This window comes from Shimazuella sp. NTD250 (genome assembly GCF_059510375.1).
In genome coordinates this window covers 1-2250 of record NZ_JCAJZS010000020.1, presented here as the reverse complement: position 1 = coordinate 2250, position 2250 = coordinate 1, and the positions used below count along the sequence as shown (strand labels likewise).

General features: G+C 53.6%; 2 pseudogenes. Both read left to right on the top strand.

Features of this window, described 5'->3' with window-relative positions:
* A pseudogene (locus AC5WOF_RS19380) lies at positions 1 to 1815 on the top strand (NTTRR-F1 domain); the annotation flags it as partial.
* A 184-nt stretch (positions 1816 to 1999) separates the two neighbouring features.
* Positions 2000 to 2250, top strand: a pseudogene (locus AC5WOF_RS19375) (exosporium glycoprotein BclB-related protein); the annotation flags it as partial.

Sequence of the window (2250 nt, the reverse complement as noted above, 5' to 3'; positions counted from 1 at the left end):
GAAACGGGAGTGACGGGAAGTACCGGATCCACCGGAAGTACTGGACCCACCGGAAGTACCGGAGTGACGGGAGAAACGGGAGCGACGGGAAGTACCGGAAGTACTGGACCCACCGGAAGTACCGGAGTGACGGGAGAAACGGGAGCGACGGGAAGTACCGGAAGTACTGGAGCAACGGGAGCCACGGGAGGAACCGGAGCAACGGGAGGAACCGGAGCCACGGGAAGTACCGGAGCCACGGGAGAAACGGGAGCGACGGGAAGTACCGGAAGTACTGGAGCGACCGGAAGTACTGGAGCGACCGGAAGTACCGGAGCCACGGGAGGAACCGGAGCCACGGGAAGTACCGGAGCCACGGGAGAAACGGGAGCGACGGGAAGTACCGGAAGTACCGGAGCCACGGGAGGAACCGGAGCCACGGGAAGTACCGGAGCAACGGGAGCGACGGGAAGTACCGGAAGTACTGGAGCGACGGGAAGTACCGGAGCAACGGGAGGAACCGGAGCCACGGGAAGTACCGGAGCCACGGGAAGTACCGGAGCAACGGGAGCGACGGGAAGTACCGGAAGTACTGGAGCGACCGGAAGTACTGGAGCGACGGGAAGTACCGGAGCAACGGGAGGAACCGGAGCCACGGGAAGTACCGGAGCAACGGGAGAAACGGGAGCGACGGGAAGTACCGGAAGTACCGGAGCAACGGGAGGAACCGGAGCGACCGGAAGTACCGGAGCAACGGGAGCGACGGGAAGTACCGGAAGTACTGGAGCAACAGGAGGAACTGGAGCAACGGGAGAAACCGGAACAACAGGAGAAACCGGAGCAACGGGAGAAACCGGAGCAACAGGAGAAACAGGAGCAACGGGAGAAACTGGAGCAACGGGAGAAACCGGAGCAACAGGAGAAACTGGAGCAACGGGAGAAACTGGAGCAACGGGAGAAACCGGAGCAACGGGAGAAACTGGAGCAACGGGAGAAACAGGTCCAACAGGAGAAACAGGAGCACGTGGAGAAACGGGAGCTCCAGGAGGAGCGACTGGTGCCACAGGTCCAACGGGCCCAACCGGAATCCAAGGCCCTGCGGGTTCAAATGGAGCGACAGGAGTAACGGGTCCGACAGGTTCAACGGGTCCAACTGGAGCCCAAGGCCCCGTCGGTTTAACCGGAACGACTGGAACCACAGGCCTCACAGGTCCTACTGGTCCAACGGGTCCCACCGGAATCCAAGGCCCCGCCGGTCCAGTCGGAGCGACCGGAACCACAGGATCCACAGGCCCCACAGGCTCTACTGGTCCCACCGGAATCCAAGGTCCCGCCGGCCCAATTGGAGCCACAGGGATTACAGGTCGAACAGGAGCGACAGGTCCCACCGGTCCAACAGGGCTTCAAGGAGTCACAGGGGCAACTGTAACAACAGATAATGCAATGATTGTAAACCTTGCAAGTCAGGTAGTGACAAATAATACTGCTATCCCACTCAGCACAAATTTGGTAATTAATGGGTTATCTATCTCTCATATACCTGGTTCAGCACAAATACTGCTTGCTCCTGGTCAAACTTATCTAGCGATTTATGAGACAGCTATAACTACAGTACCTGGAGTAGCGGCACAAGTTGTATTGCAATTAACTGGAATCCCAATTTCTGGTTCAGAATCCATTAATTCATCTTCTACTCTCGGTCTTCCTGTTGAATTGAATTCCCAAGCGATATTTAATACGCCACTTATCGGTAGCTCCATTTTGACCCTAGTGAATATCAGTGGATCATCAGCTACATTTAGTGGTACAAATATCACAATTGTTCGCCTATCTTAAGTAGAGTAAGTTTTTAAAAAACATATAAAATAAATTACTTCCCATTTCAATACCACTATTAGGTGGTATTTTTTATTTAACTATTTTGGTTTGTTTTGTCATAATCCTTTTCATTTATTTTTGAATATAATGACATGTATTGTTATGAAAAGAATGAGTATTAAGAGGAAGGAGGCAATATTTGTTGCAAAATGTATTAAAAACAATTTCCGATGCATTGATCATAGATACGCAAAAGCTTGTTACTGTTATGCAAGTCACAGGAGCAACGGGAGCGACAGGTCCAACCGGTCCAACGGGAGCAATAGGTCCAAGAGGATTAACCGGTCCAACGGGAGCAACCGGCTTGTCGGGTCCAACAGGTCCGAGTGGTCCGATAGGCCCAAGAGGATTAACTGGTCCGACAGGTTCAACCGGAGCAACTGGAAGCACAGG